At 70.8% G+C, this 5,517-nt stretch carries 6 protein-coding genes; 2 read left to right on the top strand and 4 right to left on the bottom strand.

Features of this window, described 5'->3' with window-relative positions; translation table 11 throughout:
• Nucleotides 1–29: 29 nt before the first annotated feature.
• Nucleotides 30–761 (bottom strand): autoinducer binding domain-containing protein, encoded by a 732-nt coding sequence (locus tag N1F89_RS20235; protein WP_290086276.1) that lies wholly within the window; start codon nt 759–761, stop codon nt 30–32.
• A 212-nt stretch (nt 762–973) separates the two neighbouring features.
• Between N1F89_RS20235 and N1F89_RS20230 the strand changes: the two genes are divergently transcribed.
• Entirely contained in the window at nt 974–1,816 is an 843-nt protein-coding gene (locus N1F89_RS20230; RefSeq protein ID WP_290086275.1) for a transporter substrate-binding domain-containing protein, read from the top strand.
• Here the strand turns inward: N1F89_RS20230 and N1F89_RS20225 are convergent.
• A complete protein-coding gene (locus tag N1F89_RS20225) occupies nt 1,792–2,637 on the bottom strand; it encodes a sterol desaturase family protein (protein WP_290086274.1) in 846 nt (281 codons plus the stop codon). The two genes, N1F89_RS20230 and N1F89_RS20225, sit on opposite strands and share 25 nt — an antisense overlap.
• 173 nt (nt 2,638–2,810) lie before the next feature.
• Nucleotides 2,811–3,224, bottom strand: coding sequence for a tellurite resistance TerB family protein (locus N1F89_RS20220; RefSeq protein WP_290086272.1), 414 nt, complete (start codon nt 3,222–3,224; stop codon nt 2,811–2,813).
• Between the two features lie 170 nt (nt 3,225–3,394).
• Between N1F89_RS20220 and N1F89_RS20215 the strand changes: the two genes are divergently transcribed.
• The gene (locus tag N1F89_RS20215; RefSeq protein ID WP_290086277.1) at nt 3,395–5,047 is read left to right on the top strand and encodes a lysine--tRNA ligase; all 1,653 of its coding nucleotides are present in this window, start codon (nt 3,395–3,397) and stop codon (nt 5,045–5,047) included.
• A gap of 109 nt (nt 5,048–5,156) precedes the next feature.
• Here the strand turns inward: N1F89_RS20215 and N1F89_RS20210 are convergent.
• Nucleotides 5,157–5,517: thermonuclease family protein (locus N1F89_RS20210; RefSeq protein WP_290086270.1), on the bottom strand; the 361-nt coding region annotated here is incomplete at its 5' end.

Genomic DNA, 5,517 nt, shown 5'->3' with positions numbered 1-5,517 from the left:
ACGCCCGGGTCGCCCCGGCCGGGGCGACGTTACATGATGTAGCCTTGCCGGATCGCTTCGGCAACAGCCTGAACGCGATTGACCGCGCCGAGCTTCGCCTTGGCGTTGAGGAGGTGCTTCTCCGAGGTGTGCTCGGAGATGCCGAGGATCTGCGAGATCTCCCACTCCGATTTGCCGAGCGCGGCCCAGCGAATGCACTCGATCTCGCGCGAGGTGAGCTCGGGGCGGTGGTCGATGACGGGGCGCGCGGTGCCGAGCTGCATGGCCCGGCCGATCGCGTAGGTGGCGACCAGCGACACGATGCTGAACTCCTCCGGCGACAGGTCGATGCCGTCGCCGCCGAGCGACACGAGCACGGCGGTGTTGTCGAGCGTCATCAGCGGAAAGGCCAGCCCGTCATGCAGGCCGAACTCGCCGGCGTCGCCATAGACGCGGCGGCCGATGGGCCCGGCATTGACGCTGTCGGCGGCCTCGTTCCATTTCACCGGCGCGGGCGAGCGCTTCATGTAGGCGACCAGCGGGTCGTGCTCGACATAGTTGCGTGCCACGTAGCGCTCGAGCCATTCCACCGGCCACTCGCACAGGATGACGTGCGAACGCTGTTCGTCGGCCGGCGTGCCGGCACTGGGCACGGTCCCCGCCATCAGCGCGGTCATGCCGAAGGGGCGCGTCACCTCGAGAAGCGTGCTGCAAATCTCGTTCTGGTTCCGGGCGCCCTGGATGCGATCGATGAACTCCAGCGTCCGGTCGAACTGTGTCATGGGATCCACAACCTCTTGTCGCGTTGCCCGCAGAGCATCAATCTTACGCACGTGCGATGCAACTGACCATTAACCCTGAATTGCAATCGCAGAGTGCGCCGACAGCCGGCGCACACGCGGTCGCGGCGCGCCGCGGGTTTGCATTGGCATGGCCGGCGCGCTACGGGAAGGCCGAGCGGTCGGAACCGCGAAACCGCACCGGAGGCCCCGTCTTGCGCACGCCCCTCGTCGTCGCGGCCGCGCTGGCGGCGCTGCTCCTGGCCGCCGGCGGCGCGGCGCGCGGCGAACCGACGATCCCCAACTTCTGGGATGCGCGCGAGCGGCTGCCCGAGCCCGACCTCGACGATCTGGCGCGGCTGCGCTTCCTGACGACGATCGACTTCCCGCCCTTCAACTTCCTCGACGCGCAGGGCCGGCTGTCGGGCTTCCATGTCGACCTGGCGCGCGCCATCTGCGCCGAGCTCGAGCTCGGCCCGCGCTGCCAGATCCAGGCGCTGCCGTGGGACGAGCTGGAGGCCGCGCTGGAGCGCGGCCAGGGCGAGGCGCTGATCGCCGGCACGGCGATCACGGCGGATGCGCGCCGGCGCTATGCCTTCTCGCGCGCCTATCTGCAGTTTCCCGCCCGCTTCATCATGCGCGCCGGCGCCACGGCGCAGGAGCCGCTCGCCGCGGCGCTGGCGGGCCGGCGCGTCGGCGTGCTCGACGGCTCGGCGCACGAGCGGCTGCTGCGCGACTTCTTCACCGATGTGCAACCGGTGGTATATGACCGGTCGGAGTGGATGCTCGGCGACCTCAAGCAGAACCGGATCGACGCCGTCTTCGGCGACGGCATGCGGCTGTCCTTCTGGCTTGCCGGCTCGGCCTCGGAGACCTGCTGCAGCTTCGCCGGCGGCCCCTATCTGGCGCCCGGCTATCTCGGCCACGGGCTGGCGGTCGCGGTGCCGCGCGGCCGCGCCGAGCTCGCCGCGGCGCTCGACCACGCGCTGGCCGAGATCCACGCCGACGGGCGCTTCGCCGAGCTCTATCTGCGTTACTTCCCGATCGGGTTCTTCTGAACCCGCCGCATCAGCGGCCGGAACGGCAGCGCCAGCGCCCAGGCGAGGCCGGCCGTCATGCTTCCGCGATACTCCTTCAGGCCAATCTCCATGCCGTCGTGGCCGAGCCGCGGCTGGGCGACGTAGGTCCGGAACAGCCGGTCCCAGAAGGGGAAGTTGAAGCCGTAGTTGGAATCGGTCTCGCGCGGGATCGAGGAGTGGTGCACCCGGTGCATGTCGGGCGTCACCACGACGAGCCGCAGCACGCGGTCGAGGCGGCGCGGCAGGCCGGCGTTGGAATGGTTGAACATCGAGGTGCCGTTGAGCACGATCTCGAAGACCAGCACGGCCAGAACCGGCGCGCCGAGCGCCACCACGACGGCCGCCTTCCAGACCATCGACAGCAGGATCTCCAGCGGGTGGAAGCGCAGGCCCGTCGTGACGTCGAAGCCGTTGTCGGCATGGTGCATGCGGTGGATGCGCCACAGAAGCGGGATCTTGTGGCTCGCCACGTGCTCCAGCCAGACGGCGAAGTCGAGCAGCACGAAGGCGGCGATGCCGGCGAGCAGCGGGTCGAGCCCGGCCTGGCGGAACAGGCCCCAGCCGCGGCTTTCGGCCCACAGCGCAGCGCCGACGGCGGCGGCCGGAAAGACGATGCGCAGCACGACCGACGACAACAGCACCATCGACAGGTTGGTGAGCCAGCGGCGCGCCTTGAAGGCGCCGACCATCTCCGGCCGCTCGAGGCGCGGCGACCACAGCTCATAGGCGGCCATGGCGGCGAAGATGACGACGAAGGCGGCAAGGCGCACCAGCGCCTCGGAGGGGTAGACGGTGTCCATCGGCGGTCGTTCCGGTCGGCTCTTGCAGTCTCGCTGCCGCGCGCGTTGCCAGGCGCCGGCCGCACGCGCGGCCCGTCATCTTCTTCGCGCCCGGTCGCGCGACGCCACGCGCCCTCAATCGACGAGCCGCCCATCAAAGGCCAGTCACAACCGCTTGAGCGCGGCCGTGACCGTCAGGCCAGGGTGCGGTGGCGGGCGCGGGCGGCATGCTCGATCGCCGCCGCGCTCAGCGGATCGACGTTGAGCCGGGCGCGAACGATCTGCAGCATGCGCAGCTCCTCGCGCTCCATGTGGAGATCGGCCGAGGCCACTTCAACGGCGAGCGCATAGGCGGTGTCGTAGAGGTCGGGCGGCACCGCCGCGGCGACGCTCGACAGGATGCCGTCGAGCCCGTCGGGCGCCTGCAGCCGCTCCTGGCACTGGCGGGCGACGGCGATGGTGCGCTCCTCGTCGAAGCCGGCGAAGACGGGCATCAGCCGGATGACGCTGCCGATGCGCGCCAGCTCGGAATCGGTCATGTCGCGGTCGGCCGCCGACATGACGACCATGAGGTGGATGAGCGCTTCCTGCGCGGTCGGCTCTGCCATGCGGTTCTCCCAATCGGTTGGCTCCGGGCGGATCGCCGCGAAGGTAGAAAGGCCGACCGCGCGCCGCAACGAAAAACCGGCGGCGCGATTGACGCACCGCGCACGCGCGCCTAGAGCCTTTGGCCGCGCACTCAGGCGCGACACGGGAACGGACGGACACGATGCGCGACATGGCGGGCGAAGCCCCCGAGGCGATCGCCGGGATGCTGACGGCGGCGGCCGAAAGCAAGGCCTGGCCCTTCGAGGAGGCGCGCAAGATCATCGACCGCTACGCGGCGACGGGCTTTCCCGAGCGGGTGCTGTTCGAGACCGGCTACGGCCCCTCGGGCCTGCCGCACATCGGCACCTTCGGCGAGGTGGCGCGCACCTCCATGGTGCGGCACGCCTTCCACGTGCTGACCGAGGGCAAGGTGGCGAGCACGCTGCTGTGCTTCTCCGACGATGTCGACGGCATGCGCAAGGTGCCCGACAACGTGCCCAACCGCGACCTGCTGGCGCAGCATCTCGGCAAGCCGCTGACGCGCGTTCCCGACCCGTTCGGCACGCATGAGAGCTTCGGCCACCACAACAACGCGATGCTGCGGCGCTTCCTCGACGCCTTCGGCTTCGACTACGAGTTCGCCTCCGCGCTCGACTACTACACCTCCGGCCGCTTCGATGAAGGGCTGGTGCGCATGCTGGAGCGCTACGACGCGGTGATGGCGGTGATGCTGCCGACGCTGCGCGAGGAGCGCCGGCGCACCTATGCGCCGATCCTGCCGATCCACCCGGAGACCGGCGTCGTCATGCAGGTGCCGATCGAGGCGGTGCACGCCGACCGCGCCACCGTCGAGTGGACCGATCCCGACACCGGCGAGCGCTACGAGACCAGCGTCAGGGCGGGCGGCTGCAAGGCGCAGTGGAAGCCGGACTGGGCGCTGCGCTGGGCGGTGCTCGGCGTCGACTACGAGATGTCGGGCAAGGACCATATCGACAACGTCAAGACGTCGGGCAAGATCTGCCGCATCCTCGGCGGCCGGCCGCCCGAGGGCTTCAACTACGAGCTCTTCCTCGACGAGAACGGCGAGAAGATCTCCAAGTCGAAGGGCAACGGGCTGACCATCGACGAGTGGCTGACCTACGCGCCGACCGAGAGCCTGTCGCTTTACATGTACCAGAAGCCGAAGACGGCCAAGCGGCTCTATTTCGACGTCATTCCGCGGGCGGTCGACGAGTACTACACCTTCCTGTCGGCCTACCGGCGGCAGGACTGGAAGAGCCGGCTCGGCAATCCCGTCTGGCACATCCATGACGGCCGGCCGCCGGAGACCGAGATGCCGGTGCCCTTCGCGCTGCTGCTCAACCTGGTCAGCGCGTCGAACGCGCACGACAAGACGGTGCTGTGGGGCTTCATCTCGCGCTACGCGCCGGGCGTGTCGGCCGAAAGCCATCCCGAGCTCGACCGGCTGGTCGGCTACGCGATCCGCTATTTCGACGATTTCGTGAAGCCGGCCAAGGCGTTCCGCGCGCCCGACGCGGTCGAGCGCGACGCGCTGGCGCGGCTGTCGGAACGCCTCGGCACGCTGCCGGAGACGGCCGACGGCGAGGCGATCCAGGACGCCGCGCTCGACGTGGCGCGCGGCATCGAGCGCTACCAGGACCACCAGCGCAAGAGCCCGTCGGGCGGGCCCGGCGTTTCGGTCGCCTTCTTCCAGATGCTCTACCAGGTGCTGCTCGGCCAGGAGCGCGGCCCGCGCTTCGGCTCCTTCGCCGCGCTCTACGGCGTGGCCGAGACGCGGGCGCTGATCGGGCGGGCGCTCGACGGCGAGCTGGCCGACGGCTGACGCTTTTGCGCATCGCGCGACCGGAGCACGGCACGTTCCGGCGGACGGCGGGACGCGTACCTTGTCCCGTCGCGTCACGAACCGGCGCCCGGTTTCGCCGCGTGCCGTGTCAGCGCCGCCCGCCGCCGAACAGGCCGCGGCGCTCGGCGCGCGCGGCGGCGGCGGCCTGGCCATAGGGGCCGCCCGGCGCGGCGAGCGCCCAGCCGTGCTCGACCAGCCAGCGGCCGAGATCGCGGCCGGCGAGCGCGCAGCGCGCCGTCACCGTGCCGGCGCCGCCGGCAGCGCCGTCGTCGAGATCGCACGCCACCGCGCGGCCGCGCAGCAGGCCGCGGAAGGCGGTGCGCGCGCGCATGCCGCACGGCCAGGTGCCGCCGTCGGCGGCGTCGCACAGCCGGTCCGGCTCGACCACCTGCAGCCCGGAAAGCAGCACCGTCAGCCCCTCGGCCTCGAGGCGGCCGGCGGCGGTCGCC

Source organism: Aquibium sp. A9E412, assembly GCF_030398335.1.
Lineage (GTDB): Bacteria > Pseudomonadota > Alphaproteobacteria > Rhizobiales > Rhizobiaceae > A9E412.
Note: the sequence above shows the minus strand (reverse complement) of the source record. Positions and strands in the feature narration are given on the sequence as shown.

Excerpts from the sequence above, each read along its gene's own strand:
- N1F89_RS20235 (WP_290086276.1), bottom strand. The coding sequence starts at position 761 with ATGACACAGTTCGACCGGACGCTGGAGTTCATCGATCGCATCCAGGGC.
- N1F89_RS20225 (WP_290086274.1), bottom strand. The coding sequence starts at position 2,637 with ATGGACACCGTCTACCCCTCCGAGGCGCTGGTGCGCCTTGCCGCCTTC.
- N1F89_RS20220 (WP_290086272.1), bottom strand. The coding sequence starts at position 3,224 with ATGGCAGAGCCGACCGCGCAGGAAGCGCTCATCCACCTCATGGTCGTC.
- N1F89_RS20215 (WP_290086277.1), top strand. The coding sequence starts at position 3,395 with ATGGCGGGCGAAGCCCCCGAGGCGATCGCCGGGATGCTGACGGCGGCG.